Below are 23,091 nucleotides of genomic sequence, written 5' to 3'. Positions count from 1 at the left end.
CCGTCGACCAGGTGCTGCTCGGGCCGCAGGCCCCGGCGTTCCAGCCGGGCGTGGATGCCGGGCAGGACCTCGGTGTCAGCGCTGGTCGCGGGCATGGTGACCACGCCCGTGATCACATTGGGGTCGTCGCCGGAGCAGGTCTCGGTCACGTGCGCGAGGAAGCCCTGCCAACGGGTGACCTGCCCCCGGCGCGCATAGCGGGCCGTCAGGTCGTAGGGCGAGATGATCCGCTTGGCCTCCGCTGGGCGAGGGCGGCAGACCGCTATCGTCGTCATCGTCACGCCAGCGCAGCCGCCCGGTGGAGTCGCAGTAGTAGTTCTGCACCAGGATCTGTCGCAGGGCCTGCACCTGGGGGCCGCCCAGCAGGCCGGGATGGTTTCGGCTCAGGTGTTGCAGCAGGCGACGGGCATCTGCCCCGGTGGTGTTGATCCTGGTCTTGGGCCGGGTGGGGTTCTTGCCCAGGCGGACCTGCCGGCCGTAGCGGCGTCCCCAGTCCTCATCGACCAAGCCGTTCAGCGTGTGAGCGGCAGTGCGGGCCAGTTCCTCCAGGGCTGCGCGCACGGCCTCGTCACGGCCTCGGTGACCAGTTCCAGGCGGGTCAGGTCGCGCACGGTGGCCAGGACATGGGTGGAATCGGTGCGCTGGGTGGTGCGCTCGCGGACCAGTCCGGCCTCCTTCAGACGGGCCAGGGCCAGATCGAGAAGCCGGTCCGCCCGCCCGTCCTGCAGCAGGCGGTCACGGAAGTCACCGAGCACGCTGTGGTGGAAGCCGGGGTCGTCCAGTTCGAGGCCGAGCGCGTACTTGAAGTCGATGCGACAGCGCACGGCCCCGGCGGCATCGCGGCCGGGGAAGGTCCAGCACGAATTGCAGCACGCTCACCGTGGCCAGCTGGGCGGGTGAGAGTCCCGGCCGTGTCACCGCCGGCCGTCGCGGGGATACCACTGCGCGAAGTCCTCATCGTTCCATAACCCGTCCAGCCGGTCGCGGATCCACATGGCCGGGGTGCCACGGGGATTACTCGCTCGTGCTACCTGGGCGGTGAGCTCCGCGACCTTCAGCGCGGACCGGGGACGAACCAGAAGAGACACCTGTCCACCTCGGGGGAATGACCGACTTCGCCGACCCCAGAAGCCTCACAGTTACTGATCAGTCGCCCTTCGGGACATGCCGGATGTTTTCAAGATTCCCGACAGAGTCAAGCTGAGGCTTCGTCCATCAGTCGGCGCGATATCGCGTGCCAACGCCGCCTCTTGGTCTGGAGTGCGAGCGCGCCGTGCCGAGCTCGAACCGGTCCCATGAATCTTCAGCGCGACATTTGACAGATCCACTTCAATATGCTCTCTCAATTCACTTGAAGAGCAGCTCGAATTAATTTGTCAAATCGGCTCGACAAAGGCTCGGGCACTCGAAATGAAGGACTAACTTAAATGCATGGAATTTCGTCGTCTCGGCCGTAGCGGCCTCTTCGTCAGCGCGATCTCCTACGGGCACTGGCTCGCGTACGATGCCCCGGACCAGGAAGAACGTGCGCGAGCCTGCGTCACGGCGGCGCTGGACGCGGGCATCACGACGTTCATCACCGCGGACGCGTACGCGAACACCGCAGCCGAGTCGGTGCTCGGCCGCGCGCTGAAAGGACAGCGGCGGGAAAGCTTGGAGATATCCACGAAGGTGTTCTGGCCCACCGGTCCGGCCGGGCCCAATGACAAAGGTCTCGGCCGCAAGCACATCATGGAGTCGGCACGCGCGTCGCTGCGGCGGCTGGGCACCGACTATCTCGATGTGTACCAGGCGCATCGATTCGACCGGACGGTGCCGTTGGAGGAGACCATGCTGGCCTTCGCCGACCTGGTCCGGCAGGGCCATGTGCTCTATGTCGGCGTCTCCGAATGGACGGCCGAGCAGATCACGAGCAGCGCCGCGCTCGCCCGGGAGCTGCACGTGCCGCTGGTCTCCAACGAGGCGCAGTACAGCGCGTTGTGGCGGGTGATCGAGGCCGAGGTCGTGCCGGCCTGCGAACGCGAAGGGCTCGGGCAGCTCGCCTGGTCCCCTGTCGCGCAGGGCGTACTGACGGGCAAGTATCGGCCGGGGCAGCCGGCGCCCGCCGGGTCGCGCGGCGCTGACCTGAGCGGTTCGGGCAGTTTCATCCAGCCCTTCCTGCGTGAGGACGTGCTGGTACGGGTGCAGCGGCTGCGCCCCCTGGCCGAGGAGGCCGGGCTGTCCCTGGGACAACTCGCACTGGCCTGGGTGCTGCAGCGCCCCGGCGTGGCTTCGGCGATCATCGGGGCATCGCGGCCCGAGCAGGTGCGGGAGAACGTCGAAGCGGCCGGGGTCCGGCTCGACGCCGATCTTATGGGGCGCATCGATCAGGCGCTCGACGGCGTCGTCGAAACCGACCCGGCGCTGACGACGAGCCCGTAAAGGAATGGCGGATCGGGGCCGGTCGGTCGCATCTCGGCTGTCACTCGGCCCACTCGGCACCCCGGCGAATCGCAGTGGTACGAGGACGTCCCGCGGACGCCGGGGCGCTGGACAGGGCGTAGGTGACGCCGGTCAGGCGTTCGGACAGTTCCCACAGGTGTGCGGCTGTGGCGGTGTCGCCGATGGCGCGCTCGCGAGTGCGACGGGTGGGCTGTCCGCGCAGTTGCAGCAGCCCGTCGGGAACGATGTAGCTGCCACCGGGCAATTCCGGCACGGTCGCCGCGTACAGGGAGGTCTTCGCCCCTTCCGGGACGGGCCGGAAGGCCACGCGCACCAGGAGGCGGGTGAGCGTGGCATACAGCCGTCCTCTGCCGCTGTTGGCGCCGCCGGTGAGCACGTTGGTGCGGGTGAGCCCGGGCGCCACGGCCATGCTGCGGAGCCGCTGCCCGGCGGCGTCGGCCCGGCGCTGCAGCTCCATCGCGAAGTAGAGGTTGGCCCGCTTGGACTGCACGTAGGCGAACGCCGTCCGGTAGCCGCGTTCGGCGTTGAGGTTGTCGAGGTCGAAGCGGGCGAAGCGCTGGCCCTCACTGCTGACGGTGACCACCCGCGGATCGGAGGCGGCGAGCAGATGCGGCAGCAGCAGGCCGCTCAGGGCAAAGGTGCCCAAGTGGTTGACGCCGAACTGCGACTCGAACCCGTCGGCGGTCAGCGCGTACGGCACCATCGCCACCCCGGCGTTGTTGACCAGCAGGTCGAGCCGGTCGCGGTCCCAACCCGCGGCGAACTCCCGGATGGAGGTCAGGCTGCCCAGGTCCACCCGGCGCAGTTCCACGTGAGCGCCGGGCACCTCACCCCGCATCCGGGCGAGGGCGGCCTGGCCGCGTTCGGGATCGCGGCAGGCCAGCACGACGTGCGCGCCACGGCGGGCCAGCTCGCGGGCGGTCACGTAGCCGATGCCGCTGTTGGCTCCGGTCACCACGGCGACGCGTCCGGTCTGGTCGGGGATGGTACGGAGGGTCCCGGGGGGAGAGTTGCGCATGATGTACCACCTTGAAAAGAAAGAACTTATCGCAACTTCGAGTTGCGATAGATTCATCCTGTCAGCCGCCTCCGTATATCGCAACTTGGAGTTGCAATGCAGTCCGATCACTCCACCGCCAGGCCGGTCGGCCGCGGCGCCAAAGTACGCGCCGCCGTCCACGCCGCCACACTCGCCGAGCTCGTGGACAAGGGCTACGCCGCGTTGACCATCGAGAACGTGGCCCGGCGCGCCGGAGTCCACAAGACGACGGTGTACCGGCGGTGGAAAGATCGGGAGAGCCTGCTCACCGACGCCCTGGCCGAGCACATGGCGCTGGACATCCCCGTCCCTGACACCGGAGCGATCGAGACCGACCTGCGGGCACTGGCGCGCTCACTCGCCCGGGCGTTCACCAGTCCGACCGGCCAGGCCATCCTCGCCGCCATGTTCACCGGGGCCGCCCAGCTTCCGGAGATCGCGGCAGCCCGGCGCCACGTGTTCGACGACCGGCTCGCGAGGGCCGAACCGGTGGTCACGCACGCCATCGAGCGCGGCGAACTGCCCCGGGACACCGACCCCGCCGAGCTGCTGAAGACCTTGGCCGCGCCGATCTACCTGCGTCTGCTCATCACCGCCGAACCGGTCGACGAGACGACCGCCGACCAGGCCGTGCGCGTCACGCTCGCCGCCGCGCGCGCCGGCGTTCTGCGGCCGGTACGACGCGACGACGAGCCGGCGAAGGCGGCACGTTGAGGCCGCCGGTCAGCTGCGGTGGTGGGGGTAGGCGGAGGCGATGAGGCGGCTCAGGAACTGATCGAGGTCGTCGAGTCCGTAGGAGGCAAGCACGTCGGGCGGCTGGGTGAGCAGGTAGGTCAAGGCGCTGTTGGCGGCCAAGGTCACCATGGCGGCGTTCTCGCGGGTGACCGGGAGGCCGGCGGCCTGCTGGGCGGCCAGGTGCAGGTCGAGGTCGGCGCGGGAGAGCCGGGCCAGGGTCTGCCGCACCTGGGGGTTCCTGGCGGCCTCGGCGTGCAGTTCGAGGTGGGCCAGGATCCGGGATCGGTTGATCGTCATCGCCCGCTCGATCATCAGGCGCAGCAACGCGAGCAACTGGTCGACGGAGCCGATCTCAGCCTGCTGCAGCTCGCATCGAACGGCGCGGAGGAGCCCCGGTCGGCATGCTGTCGCGGGTCTCACTGATCGAGATGCTGGTGCAGCGGGCGGATCCGGCGACGATCAGCACAGGCGTGGAGATCACCGATCCCGCCGCGCTAAGTGCCGGCTACGACCTGGTGGTCGGTGCCGACGGGGTGCGCAGCGCGGTGCGCCAGGCCTTCTTCGGCGCCGCGACCCGTCCCCGCTACGCGGGCATCGTCGCCTGGCGCGGCGTGGTCGAGGGCTTCGAGCCCCAGGACTACGGAGAGAGCTGGGGGCGCGGGCAGATGTTCGGGATGACGCCGCAGGCTCCGGGGGTGACCAACTGGTACGCGCCCGTACGCACGCGGGAAGGAGTCCGCGAGAGCCTCGACGACCTGCGCGCACGCTTCGCCGGCTGGCACGACCCCATCCCGCGCGTGCTGGCGGCCGCCGAGGAGGGCGCCGTGCTGCGGCACGAGGTCTACGACCTGTCGCCACCCCTGGAGTCGTATGTCACGGGGAACGTGGCGCTGATAGGAGACGCGGCCCACGCGATGACACCCGCGCTGGGGCAGGGCGCCTGCCAGGCCCTGCTCGACGCGGCCGAGCTCGCCGCCTGCCTGCGTACGCACCCCGGCGACGTGGGGAAGGCGCTGCTCTCCTATGACGCGCGGCGGCGCCCGGCCGCGCAGCGGATGGTCAACGCCTCCAGCTGGATGACCCGCCTGGCCGGTGCCGGTCGCCTGGCGGGGCCGCGCAACGCACTGATGCGGCTGCTGCCCTTGTAGAGGGAAACCGGCGTACGGGGTCGCGGGCGACCGGCTCGGCCTCACTCTGGGCCTGTCCGGCCCCCGCGAACCCGTGAGCCTGATCACGCGCTCGTACTGCTCACGATGACAGAGAATTCTCACGGCCAGCGAGCCGCGCGATCATCGATGCGGTGGATCTCAGCCCGGGCTGAACCAGCGGGTGAGGGCCGCCTTCAGGCTGTCGGGGTCCGCGCCCGCCCAGGCGACGTAGCCGTCGGGCCGGATGAGCAACGCGGATGCCGGGGCATCGCCGGCGACAGCGGTCACGCGGTGCACCCGGTCGTTCCAGGGCTCTGCGATGACGGCGAGGTCGTTCCCGCCGGTGAGGTCGACAAGCACAGGGCGGGCCTCGCGCAGGAGTTCGGCGAGGCGCCCTGGGTGTCCGTCGTCGGTGGTCAGGTCAAGGGGTGGTACGAACCAGCCGGTGGGCGCGGCGGGGTGTTCCTCACCCATGTCGTAGCGGACATCGGCGCCCGCGAGCAGGGCGGCGACCAGGTGCAGGTTCTCGGTGCGGCCGAGGAGTTCCGCGAAGAGCAGGCGCAGAGCGGTGACGTCGCCTCCGGGTGCCAGCAGGGCGGTCGCGGCCCGGGTGTGCATGAGCACGCGTTCGGCGCTCGCACGGCGTTCGGTTCCGTAGCTGTCCAGCAGGCCTTCCGGGGCCCATCCCCGCAGGGTGGCGGCGAGTTTCCAGGCCAGGTTGGCCGCGTCCTGCAGTGCCAGGTTCAGGGTCGGCCCGTGGCTGACGTGTGCGGCGTCGCCGGCGATGAAGACTCGGCCGTCGCGGTAACGGTCAGCGAGCCGGGAGTTGCGGCCGCACTGGCGGCGAAGCAAGGTGGGCGCGCCCTCGGGCGGCGGAGCCAGGGGCAGGCGCACTCCGAGAACCCGTTCGATGCTGTCCTCCATCTCGGCAAGCGTCATCGGCGCGCCCGGCCCCGGGAAATCGCCTGCCGGGCGCTCCTCCCATTCGGCCGTGTTGACCAGCGGCCGCTCCGGGTCGTGCGCGAGGAGGGTGAAAACGCCCCGCTCGGTGCGGTGGAAGTGCGCCGGGATCTCACCGAGGCCCTCGACCACGACCCGTCCCCCCGGCGCGAAACGGAAGTGGTCGCTCGGCCCGATGAGGGCCGTCCGGTCGACCACGTGGTCGTCGCCGGTACCGGGGAAGGCGATTCCCGCCTGCTTGCGAACCAGGCTGTGGCCGCCGTCGCAGCCGACGAGGTATCGGGCCGTGAAGGTCGTCTCGACTCCGTCCGAACCGCGTGCCACGACGTCGACCCCGTCATCGCTCTGGCCGAAGGACAGCACGTCCCAACCGCGCCGGACATCCGCGCCGAGTTCGGCCGCGCGCTCGCCGAGCACCCGTTCAAGATCACGCTGGTTGACCGGCAGGAGATACATCGGGTTCTCCTTGCCGAGCACGTGCAGCGGCAGCGGCATCCCGCCGAAGAAGAACCCGGGCGCGGGCGCCGGTGCTCCTCGGCCCCCGCAGCGTTCGAAGAGGCCGCGGTGGTCCAGCAGCCGCACGACCTGGCCGGCGAGGCCGTGTGCCTTGTCCCCCAGGTCCGGGTCCGGCCGTCGTTCCAGCACCAGGGGCCGGACTCCCGCGAGGCGGAGCTCGCAGGCCAGAAAGAGGCCGGCGGGTCCACCGCCGGCGATGATGACGTCGAACATCACTGACGCCTCCTTAGGATACGCATCTGTATCTAATGGCGGACACCGTAAGTCACCGCGATAAGATACGCAAGTGGATCGTAAGCGCGAGCGGATCGCGGGTGAGAGCGGGGCGATCGGGGCGCGGGCGGCGGAACGTCGCGCCGACGGCGGCGCGTCGCGTCGGCGCGGCCCCAAACTCGAGGAGGCGATCCTCGACGCCGCGTGGGACGTGCTGGTCGAGCACGGATACCACGGCTTCACCTACGAAGCGATCGCCGCCCGCGCCGGCACGAGCCGACCCGTGCTCTACCGGCGCTGGCCGCAGCGCGACGACCTGCTGCTGGCCACGCTCACCACGTTCTGGCAGCCGATCACGGTGCCCGACACCGGCAGCCTCCGCGACGACGCGATCGGCTTCCTGCGCAACGCCAACGCTGACCGCGCGCCCACGATCACGTTCATGAGCGTGCAGCTGGCGGACTACTTCCGCGAGGCAGGCACCAGCTTCGGCGAGCTGCGCGACACCCTCCTCCCGCCGGGCCAGGCGACCGCCTTCGAGACGATCGTCGCCCGCGCGGTCGAACGCGGCGAACTGCCCGCCGTGCCAGGCTCGTCCCGCGTGGTGAACCTGCCGTTCGACCTGCTGCGCCACGACCTGCTGACGACGATGCGCGCGGCGCCGGACGAGTCGATCGTCGAGATCGTGGACGAGGTGTGGCTACCGCTGCTGGGGGTGTCCGGGCCGACGACCTCAGCGTGATCACGCAGGCGCCTTGCTCACCCGGCTCGCCGCGACGGTCCGAAAGAAGGGGATGGATCCGTCTTCAAGGCCGGAAAGCGCGTGACGGGCGTCGAGGAGACGGACTCCGTTCATGGAGACGGGTACGGCGAGCTCAGGCTCCATACCCGGACCTTGCCGTCGTTGCCCCCGGAGACCGCCACCAGGCGGCCGTCCAGGTGTGCGAGTGCCACCGCTTCGATCAGGCCACGGTGGTCGTCGAAGGGTTCGCCGATCGGCTTGCCGGTCGCCAGGTCCCACACCCGGACGGTCTGATCGTTGTAGCCGCCGGAGACGACGATCGGGCGGCCGTCGTTCAGTTGCCCCGCGGCCAGGCCGAGCGCCCAGCTCCGGTGGCCTCTGAAGGGATGGCCGATCGGTTCGCCGGTGGCCAGGTCCCAGACGCGTACCGTGTGATCGCCCCTCCCGCCGCCGGAGATCGCCACCGGGCGGCCGTCGAGTCGCGCCACCGTCGCCGATTCGACCGGCCCCTGATGAGCGTTGACGCGTCTGGCCATGGGGGTGCCGGTGGCCAGGTCCGTCATGAGGACGTTGCCGTCGACGTCCCCGGAGACCACGACCGGGCGGCCGTTCACCTCGCCCACCGCCACCGACAGCACCCAGCCGCGGCCGGTGCCGGTGCCGACCGGGTCGCCGATCTGGTCGCCGGTCGCCAGATCAGAAACCCGCACCGTACCGTCGAGCCCGCCGGACACCGCCACGGGACGGCCGTTCACCTGCCCGACCGCCACCGATTCGACCGAGCCCCGATGGCCTTGGAAGGGTTTGCCGATCGGTTCGCCGGTGGTCTGGTCCCAGACGCGTACGGTGCCGTCGCGACCACCGGAGACGACGACCGGGCGGCCGTTCACCTGCCCTGTCGCCACGGACCACACCGGCCCCTGGTGCCCCGTGAACGGGGAGTGGAGAGGCGCGCCGGTGGCAAGATCCGATATCAGCACTGTGCCGTCGTAGCCCCCCGAGGCCACCACAGGCCGGCCGTCCCACTGTCCGACCGCCAGGGACAGCACCCAAGACTGCCAGCCGTTGACGGGCTCGCGGATCAGGGTGCCGAACGGCGCGCCCGTCGCGGCGGGCTTCGTGGTCGTGCCGGCGGTGGAGGGGGTGGCGCCGGGAAGAACCCCGGTCAGTACGGGCGTGAGCCATAAGGCCACGGGGATCACGAGCACGACGGCGGCCGCCGCGAACACCTTCGCCAGGCCGGGCGGACGGCGGCGGGGGTGCGGGGCGTTCTCCGGCGGCGGCGCGGAACGCCAGGCACCGCGCGGGGCGCTTTCCGGCGACGGTGCGGAACGCCGGGCACCGCGCGGGGCGTTCTCCGGCCGCGGTGCGGAACGCCGGGCACCCCGCGGGGCGTTCTCCGGCGGAGTTGCGGAACGCCGGGCACCCATGTCCTGGAGGGGAGTTTCGTGGGTGAGCGCGGTGAACAGGTCGGTGACGCTCGGCCGGGACGCGGGATCCTTGGCCAGGCCGGCGGCCAGGAGGGGACGGAGGCGGGCGGGCACGCCTGCCAGGTCGGGCTCGCGGGTCATGATCGCGTTCAGGACGCCCGCGGTGACCGTGCCGGAGAAGGCCCGGTGCCCGGTGGCGGCGTACACCATGGTCGCGGCCCAGGCGAACACGTCCGAGGGCGCCCCGGCCGGCTCTCCGTTGAGCTGTTCGGGCGCCAGGTAGGCCGGGGTGCCGATCAGGCCGGACCCCGTGGTGGAGTGGTCCAGCACCCGGGCGATGCCGAAATCGATGACGACGGGCCCCTCCTGGCCCATGATCACGTTGCCGGGCTTGAAGTCCCGATGCACGATGCCGGCCCGGTGGATCGCGTCCAGCGCGACCAAGGTGGTGATCGCCAGCCGGTCCAGCCCGCCGCCCGTGCGCGGCCCCTCCCGGGTCACGAGCTCCTCCAGGGACGGGCCCTGTACGTACTCGCTGACCAGGTAGGGTGCCGAGCCGGCGATCCCGGCGGCGACGACCCGTGCCGTGCAGAACGCCGCCACGGACCCGGCGATCTCGGTCTCGCGCAGGAACCGTTCCAGGGCTTCGGGCTCGGAGGCCATCCGGGCGTGCAGCGTCTTGACGGCCACCCGCTGCCCCGAGGGGGCCTGGCCCAGGTAGACGACTCCTTGGCCGCCCACGCCCAGCACCCCGATCAGTCGATAGTCCCCGAGCTGGCGGGGATCGTTCTCGGCTAACGGGCGCGGATCGGACATGAGGCAATCTTCTCCTGGGCTCAGGGAGGATCCACTCAGCTGCTCAAAAGGTATATGTCCGCATGATGACGCGAAAGCCGCGCCTGGAGGCAGGCGTACCGGCAGCCGGCGCGCTGGAGGCGTTGAAGGATCATCTCGCCGGGGATGCTCAGGGAAACGTGGACCCGAATGGGAAGGTCGACATCATGCAGACACCCGCGATCGTCACGCCACAAGAGTGGGAGGCAGCCCGCCAGCGGCTGCTCGTCAGGGAGAAGGAGCTGACCCACGCCCGGGACGCGCTGGCCGCGGAGCGCCGGCGGATGCCGTGGCTGGCGGTGGAGAAAGACTACGAGTTCGACGGACCGGCGGGTAAGGCGAGCCTGCTGGACCTGTTCGAGGGCCGTCGTCAGCTGATCGTCTACCGCGCCTTCTTCGATCCCGGCGTGCACGGCTGGCCCGATCACGCGTGCGTCGGCTGTTCCATGGTGGCCGATCATGTCGGCCACCTCGCCCATCTGAACGCCCGCGACACCACTCTCGCCTTCGTCTCCCGCGCGCCCCAACCGGAGATCGCGCGGGTGAAGGCGCGGATGGGCTGGACGATGCCCTGGTACACCCTGACCGACGAGTTCGACGCCGACTTCGGCGTGGACGAGTGGCACGGCACCAACGCGTTCATCCGCGACGGTGACAGGGTGTTCCGCACCTACTTCATCAACAACCGCGGCGACGAGGCGCTGGGGAGCACCTGGAGCTACCTGGACATGACCGCGCTCGGGCGGCAAGAGGAGTGGGAGGACTCCCCCGAGGGCTATCCCCAGACCCCGCCGTACCAGTGGTGGAACTGGCACGACGAGTACGGCGCCGCCGAGCCGGCGCAGGGGTAGCCGGCCGGCTTGGCCCCGCACTCCGCGTATCCGCGAACGCCGGCTCATCTACCAGGATCTGGCTCCGCTCCGCGTCTGGGACACGCCCCAGGACCGACATCGGCCCACCAATCGCCCGAACGCGACACCGGTCCGGGGTGGGCTCCAGCGGGCCCACCGCCCAGTCGGGCAACGGGAGGGTGGCGCCGGGCCCACCTACTCGACCCCTGCTCGATATTTGCCGGTAACAACCTGGTAACAGGGTCTTCTCCTCAGCAATGTGAGCGGTCACACTCAGGCAACAAGAAATGTGACCGGTCACATCTGCGCACCTCCACGTCCCCCCAAGGGCTCGAACGCCCGAAGCACGCAAGGAGGTTGTATCGCCATGAGGAGGAAACATGCCTGGTCAGCGATGCTGGCGGTGGTCTTGGTGACGGGTGCCGTGCACGCCTCCCCCGCCCAGGCCGCGTCTCAGCTCGTCGTCGATCTCGGCAGCTCGACCGGCGCGCTCAGGTACGGAGCCACCGGCTTCCTGTACGGGCTCGGCGACGAGGGCATCCCGAACGAGACCATGCTCGCCGCCCTCAAACCGCAGGTCACCGCGCAGAAGGCGCCCGACGGCCTGCAGCACCCGAACGGTGACGCGCTCAAGATCGCCCCCATGTTCAAGCGCGCCGGCGGCCGCGAGATCCAGATCTACATGCAGGACGTCTACAAGCAGTGGCCGTACGAGAACCTCGGCATCAACGACTACCTGGCCAAGGTCGACACGATGGTCAGGAAGGTCGTCGCCGACCCGTACCGCACCTCGTACGTCTACGTCCCCTTCAACGAGCCCGACCAGATCTGGTACGGCGGCAACCTCGCCGGGTTCCTGAACGACTACCGGACCGTCTACCGCCGGATCCGCTCCCTCGACCCCGGCGCCCGCATCGCGGGCCCGAACTTCGCGAGCTACCGCTCGGCCGACATCCGGACGTTCATGCAGTTCGCCCGGGACAACGCCGTGCTGCCGGACGTCACCACCTGGCACGAGCTCGGCGACGACTTCTTCACCAGCTGGCACACCCACTACGCCGACTACCGGGCGATCGAGTCCGGCCTGGGCATCTCCCCCAGGCCGATCACGATCAACGAGTACGGGCGCTTCTCCGGGGATCTGGGCGTGCCGGGCAACCTGGTGCAGTTCGTGGCGAAGTTCGAGAACAGCAAGGTCGACGCCTGCCTGGCGTACTGGACGACGGCCGGCGGGCTCAACGACCTGGTCACCAGGAACAACCAGGCGACCGGCGGCTGGTGGCTGTACAAGTGGTACGGCGAGCTGACCGGCAACACCGTGACCGTCACCCCACCCGCGCCGGGTGGCTCCCTCCAGGGCCTGGCCGCGCTCGACCAGGGCAAGAAGCAGGCCAGGGTGATCTTCGGCGGCAACAACCCGGCCGGCGGCACGTACGACACCAACCTGGTCGTCAAGGGCATCCCGGGCGCCCTGGGCACCACGGTCCACGCCACCGTCTGGGGCGTCGACGACACCGGGCTGAACCCCTCCCCCGGCCCGTACAAGGTCACCGAGGCGGACTTCACGCCGTCCGGCGGCCAGATCACGATCCCCCTCACCGGGCTGAAGGGCTCCTCGGCGTACCACGTGATCGTGACCCCGGACAAGGACCCGACCGCCGGCTCCCGCTACGAGGCCGAGTACGCCGCCGCGCCGGGTGCGATCACCTACGGCCCGGTCTCCTACGCGGACGGCGGCGCCAAGTTCGTGGTCACGGCCCCCTCGGACGGCTACTACAACGTGGACCTGCGCTACTCGGCCTCCGCCGCCCGCGTGGCCAGGCTGCGGCTCAACGGCTCGGACCTGACCGACGTCAACCTGCCCGCCGCCGCGAGCTGGAGCACCGTCACCACCAAGGTGTTCCTGACCGCCGGGATCAACCGCCTGGACGTGAGCGCAACCGGCGTCAACGTCGACTATGTCGACGTCTCGCCGGCGTCGGGGACGATCACCGCGTACGAGGCCGAGTCCAGCGCCAACACCCTGGGCGGCGCCGCCCGGGTCGCGGCCAACTCCGCCGCCTCGGGCGGGAAGTACGTCGGCTACGTCGGCGCCGGCGCGGCCAACACGCTGCGCTTCAACAACGTCACCGTCGCCTCGGCCGGCCGCTACCGGCTGGTCGTCACGTACGCCAACGGTGAGCTGGGCGAGGGCGCCACCAACTACAACAGCAACATCGTCGACCGCTACGCCGACATCTCGGTCAACGGCGGCGCGGCCCAGCGGCACTACTTCCGCAACACGCTGGGCTGGTCGAACTACCGAACCACCGTCGTGGACGTCACCCTGGCCGCCGGAGCGAACACGATCACGTTCGGCAACGCCTCCGCCGGCTACGCGCCCGACATCGACCGCATCCAGATCGCCAAGCCGGTCGGCTAGCACCAGCCCGGCCGGTCAGCAAGCAGCAGAGGAGATCCATGAACACCAGCGTCGTCTGGGGCCACCCGAGCCTGCGGGTCGTGCTCGACGTCTCACCCGACGGACCGGTCGGCGTCCGGTCGCTGTCCGGCGGCGACGCCGCCACGGCGCACCTGCCCAGGTCGACGCAGCCGGTGGTGGAGCTGCTGGTCCCGGAGGAGGGGCGGGCGCGGGCCTCGCACCGCTTCTCCCGGACGGCCGTCGGCCTGCGCCTGGCCTACCGGGGCTGCGAACAGCGCAGAGAGGGGGTGTGGCACGTGCTGCAGCTCGATCTGCACGACGCGAGGAGCGGGCTGAGCGCCGAGGTGTTCCTGCGCTCGGCGGAGGGCGTCAGCGCGTTCCAGGTATGGACGCGGGTGACCAACCGCGGCCAGGACCCCCGGCTGCTGCTGGGCGTCACGTCGTTCGCCGCCGCCTTCGCGGGGGCCGTGGACGACCTGGACGTCGTACGGGCCGACAGCGAGTGGCTGGGCGAGAGCCGCTGGGTCCGCGAGGCCCTGCGGGGGCAGGCCGTACCCGATCTCCGCCTGGGCGGCCACGGGCAGGACGGCCGCGGGCGGCTCGCGGTCGTCAGCACGGGCACCTGGTCGACCGGCTCCCACCTGCCCACCGGCGGCCTGATCGACCGCGCCGGCGGGCAGGCGTGGCTGTGGCAGATCGAGCACAACGGCGCCTGGCGCTGGGAGGTCGGCGAGCGGCTCGACGACCCGTACGTCGCGCTGCTCGGCCCGACCGACATCGACCACCAGTGGCAGCACCTGCTCCAGCCCGGCGAGTCGTTCACCACGGTGCCGGTGTCGGTCGCGGTGTCCGGCGAGGGCCTGGAAGGGGCGGCCGCCGCGCTCACCGCGCACCGGCGGATGATCGTCCGGCCGCATCCCGACCGGGAGCGGCTGCCGGTGGTGTTCAACGACTACATGAACACGCTGTCGGGCGACCCGACCACGGCCAAGCTCCTGCCGCTGATCGACGCCGCCGCCTCGGCCGGGGCCGAGGTGTTCTGCGTGGACGCGGGCTGGTACGACGACGGCGGCACCTGGTGGGACAGCGTCGGCGAATGGCAGCCGTCGCAGACGCGCTTCCCGCGCGGCATCGAGGAGGTCCTCGGCCGCGTCAGGGAGCACGGCATGGTGCCGGGGCTGTGGCTCGAACCCGAGGTGATCGGCGTCCGCAGCCCCATGGCCGACAAGCTGCCGCCCGAGGCGTTCCTGCAGCGTGGCGGCGTACGCCTGGTCGAGCACGGCCGCTACCACCTCGACCTGCGCCATCCCCGCGCGATCGCGCACCTGGACCAGGTCGTGGACCGGTTGGTGGAGGAGCTCGGCGTCGGTTACTTCAAACTCGACTACAACATCGACCCGGGCGCGGGCACCGACCTGGACGCCGACAGCGCCGGGGACGGGCTGCTGGCCTGCAACCGGGCCCATCTGGCTTGGCTGGACGGCGTGCTGGCGCGCCATCCGGGGCTCACCCTGGAGAACTGCGCGTCCGGCGCCATGCGCATGGACTACGCCATGCTGTCCCGGCTGCACCTGCAGTCCACCAGCGACCAGCAGGACTTCCGCCTCTATCCGCCGATCGCGGTGTCGGCGCCGATGTCCGTGCTGCCCGAGCAGTCGGCGAGCTGGGCGTACCCGCAGCCCGACATGTCGGACGAGGAGATCGCCTTCGCGCTGTGCACCGGCATGCTGGGGCGGCTCTACCTGTCCGGCCATCTGGACGGGATGAGCCCCGCCCAGCTCGACTCGGTCCGCGACGCCGTACGCGTCCACAAGGAGATCCGCGCGGACCTGGCCCGCGCGACGCCCGTGTGGCCGCTCGGGCTGCCGGGCTGGGGCGACCGCCATCTCGCCCTGGGCCTGCGTGCGCCGGTCGATGGCGCCGCCGACGTCACATACCTTGGCGTATGGCGACGCGACGGGGCGAAGCCCGTACGGCTGGACCTGCCGCACCTGGCGGGCCGCGCGGTCGAGATCGACGTGATCTACCCGCGGCACCTGCCGGACTGGGCTCGCGACTGGCAGCCCGGCTCGGGCGTGTTGACGCTCACTCCCTGCTGTGACGAGCCCCACTCCGCCCGGATCCTCCGTATCCGCACCGCCTCATGAAAGAGACCACCATGAAGACCAAATGGACGGCCGCCGCCGCCGCGACGGCGCTCGCGCTCGGCCTGGCCGCGTGCAGCGACCCCTCCGTCGAGACCGCCTCCTCCGCCGCGCCCGCCACCGCCGCGGCCTGGCCCGACCCGGCCACCAAGCTCGACGGCGTCAAGCTGACGATCTGGGCCGCCCAGAACAGCAACACCGTGCCCAAGGCGGTCATCGCCGGGTTCCAGAAGGCGACGGGCGCGACGGTCGAGGTCGTGACGATCCCGGACCCGTACGAGCAGGGCATCCAGACCAAGGTCGCCACCGGCGACAAGCCCGACCTGGCGTTCTGGCAGCCGACCGCGTCCATGCTGACCGCGATCAACGCCAAGGCCAACCTCCAGCCGCTGAACGACGCGCCGTGGCTGGCGCAGCTGTCGCCGGACCTGAAGGACATCACCGGCATCCTGGACGGCAACCGGTACGCGGCCCTCATCACGAGCCCCGCGGTCGAGGGCGTCTACTACAACAAGGAGGTCTTCGCCGCCAACAAGATCACCGATACGCCGAAGAACTTCGACGAGATGGTGAAGCTGGGGCGCACGCTGAAGGCCAAGGGCGTCACGCCGTTCTTCGAGATGGCCGGCGACAAGTGGGCGACCCAGTGGTGGGTGCAGGTCCAGCTCGCGGACGCGGCCAAGAACGGCCTGTGGGAGCGGATCAACACGGGCAAGGAGACGTTCGACAGCCCGGCCGTCGTCGGGGCGATCAAGACGTACAAGTCGCTGATCGACGAGGGGCTGTTCAACTCCGACATCAAGACCGCGAAGTTCGAGGACCAGGGCGCGGCGCTGCTGTCCGGCAAGGCGGCCATGGTCGTGCAGGTGAACTCGTTCTTCGGGCAGCTGCAGGCCTCGGCCGACACCGCCACGCTGAACAAGAAGATCGGCTTCTTCCCGATCTCGCCGTCGGGGAACGTCGGCACGTTCATTCCCGACCAGTCGAACGCGCTGGTGGCGTTCAGGACCGGGGACGCCAAGCGGGAGGCCGCGGCGCGGCAGCTGCTGGCGTACTGGATGGGGCCCGGCTACAAGGACTTCGTCACCGACCGCAACACCGTCTCCCTGGAGCCGTCGGTGCCCAGCCCGGCGGGCGTGCCGCAGGCGCTGCTGGACGTGCACGCCGCGCTGCCCACCGCGGTCGGGTCGATGCAGGCGCTGGCGGTGGCCAACCCGGACCTGTACCTGAACCTGGCCGACATGATCACCGGGACCATGACGCCGGAGAAGGTCGCCTCGGCCACCCAGGATCAGTTCGCCCAGCTCGCAAAGGCCGCCGGGGCGAGCGGTTTCTGACGTGCTGATCACCACCTCGCGGCAGGCCGCCTCCCGCACCACGACCGCGACCCGCGGGCGCCCGGTCGTCGGGAGGCGGACGCACCCCATGTGGTTCATGGCTCCGGCGTTCGCCATCCTGCTGGTGTTCTTCTTCCTGCCGACGCTGTTCAACTTCGTCTACGCCTTCACCGACTGGTCGGGCTTCAAGAGCGCGATCCGGCCCGTCGGGCTGGACAACTTCACCGACCTGGCCTCCAACGGCACGCTGTTCCGGTCGCTGCGGGTCACGGTGGTGTACGCGGTGCTGGTGGCGATCTTCCAGAACGCGTTCGGCTTCGGCCTGGCCGTGCTGCTGGAACGCGACACCTGGCTCAACCGGGTGGCCCGCGTGTTCTTCCTCATCCCGGTGCTGATGTCCGCCCTCGCCGTCGGCTACATCTTCCAGGCCCTGCTCAAGCCGACGGGCGGCCTGAACCGGCTGCTCGGGATCGACTACGCCTGGCTGGGCGACACCACCTGGACGATCGTGGTCGTGGCGCTGATCCACGCGTGGAAGTGGATGGGGCTGTCGATGCTCATCTACCTGGCGGGGCTGAAGACCATCCCGGACGACATCGTGGAGGCCGCCCACATCGACGGGGCGTCGCGGTGGCGTACGTTCTGGGCGGTCCGCTTCCCGCTGCTCGCGCCCGCGATCACGTTCAACGTCGCCACGGCGCTGCTGGGCTCGATGAACGGCTTCGACATCGCCCAGGCCACCACCGGCGGCGGGCCCGCCCGCACGACGGAGATCCTGAACATCTTCATCTACCGCACCTTCGGCCAGGGCCTGTTCGCGCAGGCCACGACGATGAGCCTGGTGCTGTTCCTGCTGGTGGCCCTCATGGCCTTCCCTGTCATCTACGTGCTGCGCAAGCGGGAGGAGATCCTGTGACCCCCGTCATGCCCGAGCGCCGCGGTGTGAGCGACGCGCCCGTGTGGCGCCGGCTCCAGCCCCTGGTCACGTTCGTGCTGGTGGCGCTGTCCATCGGCATCCCGCTGTGGCTGGTGCTGGTGACGGCCGCCAAGTCCCGCGGCGAGGCGCTCACGCCGGACCTGTCGCTGCCGACCGAGTGGCACCTGCTGGAGAACCTGCGGCAGGTGTGGGGCGACGGCGAGGTCCTGCAGGCCTCGCTGGGCAGCCTGCTCGTCGTCGTGCCCTCGGTGATCGGGGTGCTGCTGTTCGGCTCGATGGCCGCCTGGATCCTGGCCCGCCGCGCCACGCGGCTCAACGCCGTCCTGTACGCGCTGGCGATCAGCGGCATCGTGCTCCCGCCCGCCGTCGTCACCGTCGTCCTGCTGCTGCGCCAGCTCGGCCTGGCCGGGAGCGCGGTCGGGATGATCGGCGTCTACATGGGCATCTACATGTCCACGGTGATCTTCTTCGTCACCGGCTTCGTGCGTACGATCCCCACCTCCCTCGAGGAGGCGGCGCAGCTCGACGGGGCCAGCCCGATGCGGGTGTTCTGGCTGGTGGTGCTGCCGCTGCTGCGCCCGGTGCTGGCCACGGCCACCATCCTGGTCTGCCTGTACGTGTGGAACGACGTCTTCTACGCCTTCTTCGTGATCGGCGGACGCCTGGACACGCTGCCCCTCAACCTGTTCCGGGTGGCCAGCGCCGGGCTCTATCTCAACAACTGGCACCTGATCTTCGCCTACGTGATCCTGATGAGCCTGCCGCTGGTCGTGGTCTTCGCCATCGCCCAACGAAAGATCATCTCAGGCATCACCAGCGGCGCCGTCAAGTAGCGGGCCGGTCACCGAAGGGGAGCGGGGCCGGTCCCCTTCGCACGCCCGGCCCCCCGCCCACGTGGCGCACCGGCCACGTACGGGCTGGGGTCGTGGCGCATGACCAGCCGTTCCCCCGGCCCACCGCTCGCCCAAGGTCATCCCGGCGAGTCGAGCTCGGACGGCCGGACATGGCGATGCGGCGTCGAGCGCGTCTCCACCTGGCCGTCCACCACCCAGATCAGCCGTCCAACAGGCGCCGGACGTCCTCCAGGAGTTTCGCGTCGGCGGCCAGATGCGCCTCGGCGTTGTCGAACAGCGCGTCGGCCAGCGGCGACAACCCCGCCTTCGCCTCGCGCCCGGCGGCGAGCGCCACCCGCCGGGCCTCCAGCGCCCGGAACGAGGCCGCCACCAGGTCCCGCGCCTCGCCTGACTCCAGGAGCGCGTGCCAGCGCAGCGCCAGCGCGAAGTCGGACCGCGTGGAGTGCGGGGGTGCGGCGAGCGCCTTGCGCAGCAGGTCGCGGAGCGTGCGCCGGCCCTCGGGAGTGATCGCGTAGACCCGGCGCAGCCGATCGCCGGTGCGCTCCTCGGAATGCGTCTCCGCCAGCCCTTCGGCCTCCAGCTTGGCCAGGGCGTGGTAGACCGAGCCCGGCTTCACGTCGGTCCACTGCTCCAGCGCCCCGGCCGTGACGAGCTGGTTGATCTCGTATCCGTGCCGCGGCCCCTCGTTGAGCAGCCCCAGGACGAGCATCCGGGTCGACGACACTCAACACCTCCACGCGATAGTCAAGGTTGACTATATCAGCCGTCCCATGCTCATATAATCAAACTGGATTATTCAAATTGGAGGTTCTCGTGTTCTCGCGTCTCTCGCGCCGGATGGACGCGCTCGTCAGCGCGTACACGCGGCTGGGCAGGTTCAGCGGCGCGGTGCTGGTCGCCCGCGGCGACCGGCGGCTCTTCGCCAAGGGGTACGGCCACGCCGACCACGAGCGCCGCGTGGCCAACACGGCGGCGACGGCGTTCCGCATCGGATCGCAGACCAAGACGTTCACCGCGATCGCGATCCTGCAACTGCAGGAGCAGGGCGGGCTCCGCGTCACCGACCCGATCGCCCGCCACCTGCCCGGCTACCCGCACGGCACGCGGATCACCCTGCATCACCTGCTGACCAACACCTCCGGCATCCCGGACTACGTCACGACTGACGGCTTCACCCGCGTCATGGGGACGCCGCGCACCCGCCGGCAGCTCATCGACGGCTTCGAGGGCCGGCCCCTGCTGTTCGAGCCGGGCGCGCGGATGAGTTACAGCAACTCGGGCTGGATCCTGCTGGGCGAGGTGATCGAGCGGCTGTCCGGCCTGACCTACGGCCAATACCTGCGCCGGAACGTCTTCGCCCCCTTGGCCATGGAGCGCAGCGGCCTGGCCGACGGCACCGACCCCGAGACCGCCGTCGGCTACATGTCGGTCGACGGCCAGGTCACCAGAACCCCATATCTGGACAATTCCAACCAGGACGCTGCCGGAGCGCTCCACTCGACGGTCGAGGACCTGCACCGCTGGAATCGCGGCCTGCCCGGGCTGCTGCGGCGGGAGTCGCTGGCGGAGCTGTTCAGGCCGCACGTCGAGGCGGACGGCACCGGGTACGGTTACGGCTGCGTGGTGAGCGAGGACCGGGTGGAGAGCGCGGGCGGCACCATCGGATTCGTCAGCGTCTCAGCCCGTTACCGGCACGACGACCTCTTCGTGACCGTTCTGTCCAACATCGAGAACGCCGCCTTCTCCGAGATCGAGTCCGCGCTGGCGGCGATCGCCCGCGGCGAGCCGTACGAGCTGCCGAGCCGGCGCGTCTTCGTCAGCGTCGCTCCGGACGTCCTCGACCGGTACGCCGGCCGCTACACCATGCGGTACATGGGACGCACCTCCACGATGGACGTCACGCGGGAGGGTGAGCGGCTCATGGTGGAGGTGCACGGGTTGGTCAGGACGGAGCTGCGCCCGATGTCGGCGACCCGCTTCTTCGCCAGGATGAAGGGCGAGGTCGAGCTGGACTTCCTGGCGAACGGTGAAGTCGCGCTCAACTGGGCGGGTCACGAGGTCACCGCCCGGTCCGCCTGAGGAAGCCGGCCCGCCCACCACGGCGAGGAGCGGGCGGGCCGGGAAGTGCGGGCTGTCAGGCGCAGGTGTAGCCGGACGGGAGGGCGGTGTTGCCGCTCGGGCGGGTCGCCTGGAAGCCGACGCTGGTGGTGGCGGCTCCGGGGGCGAGGGTGCCGTTGTGGCTGACGTTCCTGATGGTCACGGTCTGCCCGCTGACGGTGGCGGTGCCGTTCCACGAGCCGGTCAGCGTGTGGCCGGCCGGCAGCGTGAACGTGACCGTCCATCCGTTGATCGTCGAGGTGCCGGTGTTGGTGATGGTCAGCGGCTGGATGACGTACCCGGTGGCCCACTGGGTCTGCACGGTGGGGACGGCCGTGCATGTTCCGGTGGAGGTGCCGGGCTGGGTGGTGACCTGCGCGGTGTTCGAGACCGGCGAGGTGTTGCCCGCGGCGTCGCGCGCCCTGACCTGGTAGCGGTAGGTGGTGCTCGGACTCAGGCCCGTGTCGCTGAACGAGGTCGTGGCCGAGGTGCCGACCTGGGTGAACGTGCCGCCGCTCGCGCCGGGCGCGCGCAGGATGTCGTAGCCGGCGACGCCGTTGTCGTCCGTCGAGGCGGTCCAGCTCAGGGTCGTGCCCGTGGACGTGGTCGCCGAGGCCGCCAGGCCGGCCGGGGCCGTCGGCGGTGAGGTGTCGCCGCCGCCGGTCGTCGTGGTGAACGCGACCGGTGGCGAGTCGCCGGACAGGTTGCCCGCGCCGTCACGTGCCCGCACGTACACCTGGTACGGGGTGTTCGCGGTCAGCCCGGTGAGGGTGATCGAGGTGGTGGTGGACTGGCCGAGCTGCGGGTCGGTGGTGCCCAGCTCGCGGTAGACGTTGTAGCCGGTCAGGCCGGAGCCGCCCTGGTCGGTGGAGGCGGCCCAGGTCAGCGTGGCGCCGGTGGCGGTCACGTTGGACGCGACCGGGGCGCCCGGCGTGCTCGGCGGGGTGGTGTCGCCGGAATCGCCGAGGGTGGGAGTCTGCCAGTCTCTCCACTCGGCCAGATTGCCGAGCGCCTTGGACGAGATCCTGATCGCGCCGGGCGCGTTGCCCGTCTTCAGCAGGAACTTCTGGATGTTCTGCTGCAACGGGGTCCGCCATTCCGCCCTGTTGGCGCAGTGGTTGCCGTCCTGGATGTCGGACCAGTACGTGATGTTCTCTCCCGCGCCGAGCGCCTTGTAGACCTCCGCCCCGCCCAGGGCCGCCACGCTCGCTGACTTCGGACCCAGGTTGGTGATGTGCGGATTGTCCATGATGAACAGTCCGCGGGGCGCGACCATGGCCACCATTTCGTGCGTGTCCACCGGGAGCCTGGCCGGGCTGCTGGTGAAGGAGCCGAACGCGTCGCCCAGCCACGGCTGCTCTCCGTACGCGCTGCTCAGGCTCTGAGCGCCTTCCCCGGGAATCCCGCGGAAGATGGGAACGCCGGCGCTGCCCGACTCGATCGGCATGGTCAACGCGATGCGCTGATCGAACGCGCCGATCACGAAAGCGCCCTTTCCGAAGCGCGAGCATCCCGTGACGCCGGTCGCATCGGCTTTGAGAATGCTGCCGTTCGACTGTTCGATGACGTCGATGATCCGGCTCACGCCCCAGGCCCAGGCCAGCAGCAGCCCCGTGCTGCTGGAGGAGCCGTAGACGCTGTAGAAAGCGCCTTGTTTGTTGCTGCGTGGCGTGCCCTCTTTTCCGACCGCGTAGGGGTCGTAACTGATGACGGCGGCGCCGGCCGCTTTGATGGCGGCCGTGTCCGCGCCGAACCCGCCCACGACGACGACGGCCGGGAAAGGCCCGGACCCACTCGGCAGGTCGACGCTCGCCGAGAAACTCGAGCTCCTGCCGTTGTGGTTCACGTTCACGGTGATGCCGGTCCTCGAGACCGTTCCTGTGACGCTCGACGGCTTTGCGGGCTTCTCACCGTAGACGAACTTCTCCGCCAGCTTCTTGATCTCCTGCCGTCGGCACCGCCACTCGGACCTGGCGGAGATGCGCGTACCGTCCAGCTTCTTGAAGGGGTCGGGAAGCTTGGAGTTGGTGGGCAAGGAGCCTGCGTCGGGCAGGCCGGTCACCGTGCAGTCGGCACCCTCGTCCTCGACTCCGGCAGCCGCTACGGCCTCGGGGGGCGCGACCGTCACCGCTCCGGCGATCGACAGCGTCGCTGCCGCCGTCAGCGCGACGACCCTCGAACGGATCTTGTAGCGGCCCAAGCTGGTGATCACCAAAGCTCTCCCTTCCGGGTGGAGTGTTGGCGATCAGTCTGAAAACCCCTATGAAACATGTCAATAGAATGTCGAAATGTTTCAAAGATCAAGGCTTTCTCAAGCTTTTGAACTGCAAATATGCCCTTGAAGGTGTCGAAACTTTCGGAAATGGTGCGGATGAGGTGAAGGCGGCACC

The 23,091-nt window shown here is 70.1% G+C and carries 18 protein-coding genes and 2 pseudogenes; 11 read left to right on the top strand and 9 right to left on the bottom strand.

Features of this window, described 5'->3' with window-relative positions:
* From ACFKCF_RS57080 to ACFKCF_RS57070, 3 genes and pseudogenes are all read right to left on the bottom strand, one after another.
* Positions 1 to 275 (bottom strand): annotated as a pseudogene (locus ACFKCF_RS57080) (hypothetical protein); the annotation flags it as partial.
* A gap of 237 nt (positions 276 to 512) precedes the next feature.
* Positions 513 to 830, bottom strand: a pseudogene (locus tag ACFKCF_RS57075) (transposase); the annotation flags it as partial.
* Positions 831 to 914: 84 nt separating this feature from the next.
* Positions 915 to 1,088: a hypothetical protein gene (locus tag ACFKCF_RS57070; protein WP_394505303.1), complete on the bottom strand. Its 174-nt coding sequence runs from the start codon at positions 1,086 to 1,088 to the stop codon at positions 915 to 917.
* Between the two features lie 343 nt (positions 1,089 to 1,431).
* Between ACFKCF_RS57070 and ACFKCF_RS57065 the strand changes: the two genes are divergently transcribed.
* Positions 1,432 to 2,421, top strand: coding sequence for an aldo/keto reductase family protein (locus ACFKCF_RS57065; RefSeq protein ID WP_394505301.1), 990 nt, complete (start codon positions 1,432 to 1,434; stop codon positions 2,419 to 2,421).
* Between the two features lie 40 nt (positions 2,422 to 2,461).
* Here the strand turns inward: ACFKCF_RS57065 and ACFKCF_RS57060 are convergent, their stop codons facing one another.
* Positions 2,462 to 3,460 (bottom strand): oxidoreductase, encoded by a 999-nt coding sequence (locus ACFKCF_RS57060; RefSeq protein ID WP_394505299.1) that lies wholly within the window; start codon positions 3,458 to 3,460, stop codon positions 2,462 to 2,464.
* Between the two features lie 96 nt (positions 3,461 to 3,556).
* Here ACFKCF_RS57060 and ACFKCF_RS57055 point away from each other — a divergent pair, with 96 nt between their 5' ends.
* A complete protein-coding gene (locus ACFKCF_RS57055; protein ID WP_394505297.1) occupies positions 3,557 to 4,195 on the top strand; it encodes a TetR/AcrR family transcriptional regulator in 639 nt (212 codons plus the stop codon).
* A gap of 9 nt (positions 4,196 to 4,204) precedes the next feature.
* On the opposite strand, the gene ACFKCF_RS57050 is transcribed toward ACFKCF_RS57055, so the two are convergent.
* Positions 4,205 to 4,549: a hypothetical protein gene (locus ACFKCF_RS57050; RefSeq protein WP_394505295.1), complete on the bottom strand. Its 345-nt coding sequence runs from the start codon at positions 4,547 to 4,549 to the stop codon at positions 4,205 to 4,207.
* Between the two features lie 68 nt (positions 4,550 to 4,617).
* Here ACFKCF_RS57050 and ACFKCF_RS57045 point away from each other — a divergent pair, with 68 nt between their 5' ends.
* Complete coding sequence (locus ACFKCF_RS57045) at positions 4,618 to 5,364, top strand: FAD-dependent monooxygenase (RefSeq protein ID WP_394505294.1); 747 nt, start codon at positions 4,618 to 4,620, stop codon at positions 5,362 to 5,364.
* Between the two features lie 159 nt (positions 5,365 to 5,523).
* Here the strand turns inward: ACFKCF_RS57045 and ACFKCF_RS57040 are convergent, their stop codons facing one another.
* Positions 5,524 to 7,053: an FAD-dependent monooxygenase gene (locus ACFKCF_RS57040; protein WP_394505293.1), complete on the bottom strand. Its 1,530-nt coding sequence runs from the start codon at positions 7,051 to 7,053 to the stop codon at positions 5,524 to 5,526.
* Between the two features lie 73 nt (positions 7,054 to 7,126).
* Between ACFKCF_RS57040 and ACFKCF_RS57035 the strand changes: the two genes are divergently transcribed.
* Complete coding sequence (locus ACFKCF_RS57035) at positions 7,127 to 7,795, top strand: TetR/AcrR family transcriptional regulator (protein ID WP_394505291.1); 669 nt, start codon at positions 7,127 to 7,129, stop codon at positions 7,793 to 7,795.
* Positions 7,796 to 7,905: 110 nt separating this feature from the next.
* Here ACFKCF_RS57035 and ACFKCF_RS57030 read toward each other — a convergent pair whose 3' ends face one another.
* Positions 7,906 to 10,041, bottom strand: a complete 2,136-nt coding sequence (locus ACFKCF_RS57030; RefSeq protein ID WP_394505289.1) for a protein kinase — start codon at positions 10,039 to 10,041, stop codon at positions 7,906 to 7,908.
* Positions 10,042 to 10,103: 62 nt separating this feature from the next.
* Between ACFKCF_RS57030 and ACFKCF_RS57025 the strand changes: the two genes are divergently transcribed.
* From ACFKCF_RS57025 to ACFKCF_RS57000, 6 genes are all read left to right on the top strand, one after another.
* Positions 10,104 to 10,910, top strand: coding sequence for a DUF899 domain-containing protein (locus tag ACFKCF_RS57025; protein WP_394505287.1), 807 nt, complete (start codon positions 10,104 to 10,106; stop codon positions 10,908 to 10,910).
* A gap of 367 nt (positions 10,911 to 11,277) precedes the next feature.
* Positions 11,278 to 13,332: a hypothetical protein gene (locus ACFKCF_RS57020; RefSeq protein WP_394505285.1), complete on the top strand. Its 2,055-nt coding sequence runs from the start codon at positions 11,278 to 11,280 to the stop codon at positions 13,330 to 13,332.
* Between the two features lie 38 nt (positions 13,333 to 13,370).
* A complete protein-coding gene (locus tag ACFKCF_RS57015) occupies positions 13,371 to 15,479 on the top strand; it encodes a glycoside hydrolase family 36 protein (protein ID WP_394505283.1) in 2,109 nt (702 codons plus the stop codon).
* Positions 15,480 to 15,490: 11 nt separating this feature from the next.
* Positions 15,491 to 16,813, top strand: a complete 1,323-nt coding sequence (locus ACFKCF_RS57010; RefSeq protein WP_394505281.1) for an ABC transporter substrate-binding protein — start codon at positions 15,491 to 15,493, stop codon at positions 16,811 to 16,813.
* 1 nt (position 16,814) lies between these two features.
* Positions 16,815 to 17,729 (top strand): carbohydrate ABC transporter permease, encoded by a 915-nt coding sequence (locus ACFKCF_RS57005; RefSeq protein WP_394505280.1) that lies wholly within the window; start codon positions 16,815 to 16,817, stop codon positions 17,727 to 17,729.
* Positions 17,726 to 18,583 carry a carbohydrate ABC transporter permease gene (locus ACFKCF_RS57000; RefSeq protein ID WP_394505278.1) on the top strand — a complete coding sequence of 286 codons (858 nt, stop codon included), beginning with the start codon at positions 17,726 to 17,728 and terminating at the stop codon, positions 18,581 to 18,583. The genes ACFKCF_RS57005 and ACFKCF_RS57000 overlap by 4 nt, the downstream gene beginning before the upstream one ends.
* Positions 18,584 to 18,803: 220 nt before the next feature.
* On the opposite strand, the gene ACFKCF_RS56995 is transcribed toward ACFKCF_RS57000, so the two are convergent.
* On the bottom strand, positions 18,804 to 19,328 hold the full coding sequence (locus tag ACFKCF_RS56995) for a PadR family transcriptional regulator (RefSeq protein ID WP_394505276.1): 525 nt from the start codon (positions 19,326 to 19,328) through the stop codon (positions 18,804 to 18,806).
* A gap of 89 nt (positions 19,329 to 19,417) precedes the next feature.
* Here ACFKCF_RS56995 and ACFKCF_RS56990 point away from each other — a divergent pair, with 89 nt between their 5' ends.
* Positions 19,418 to 20,683, top strand: coding sequence for a serine hydrolase domain-containing protein (locus ACFKCF_RS56990; protein ID WP_394505274.1), 1,266 nt, complete (start codon positions 19,418 to 19,420; stop codon positions 20,681 to 20,683).
* Between the two features lie 55 nt (positions 20,684 to 20,738).
* Here ACFKCF_RS56990 and ACFKCF_RS56985 read toward each other — a convergent pair whose 3' ends face one another.
* Complete coding sequence (locus tag ACFKCF_RS56985) at positions 20,739 to 22,913, bottom strand: fibronectin type III domain-containing protein (RefSeq protein WP_394505272.1); 2,175 nt, start codon at positions 22,911 to 22,913, stop codon at positions 20,739 to 20,741.
* Between the last annotated feature and the right edge of the window lie 178 nt (positions 22,914 to 23,091).

The sequence above is a fragment of the Nonomuraea sp. JJY05 genome (assembly GCF_043496855.1).
Classification (GTDB): Bacteria; Actinomycetota; Actinomycetes; order Streptosporangiales; family Streptosporangiaceae; genus Nonomuraea.
Note: the sequence above shows the minus strand (reverse complement) of the source record. Positions and strands in the feature narration are given on the sequence as shown.